Origin of the sequence: Achromobacter sp. DH1f (assembly GCF_000633435.1) — a bacterium.
Taxonomy (GTDB): Bacteria; Pseudomonadota; Gammaproteobacteria; order Burkholderiales; family Burkholderiaceae_B; genus Achromobacter; species Achromobacter deleyi.
Genome location: NZ_AYMF01000113.1, coordinates 1 through 247 on the forward strand (window position 1 = coordinate 1; position 247 = coordinate 247).

Genomic DNA, 247 nt, shown 5'->3' on the forward strand with positions numbered 1-247 from the left:
GTCGACCCAGCCGCCGAAATACCCGGCCGCCAGGCCCACCAGCAGGCCGATCGCCAGCGACAGCACCACGGTGGCCAGCCCGATCACCAGCGACATGCGCGAGCCATACAGAATGGCGGACCAGACATCGCGCCCCTGGGTGTCGGTGCCCAGGAGGAACTGGGCCTCGCCCCCGGCCACCCAGCGCGGCGGCAGTTCGGCGTTGAGCAGGTCCAGCTGCGCCAGATCGTAGGGATTCTGCGGCGCG

At 70.9% G+C, this 247-nt stretch carries 1 pseudogene; it reads right to left on the reverse strand.

The annotated features are described in order from the left end of the window. Positions 1 to 247: pseudogene (locus U858_RS0133270) on the reverse strand (ABC transporter permease); the annotation flags it as partial.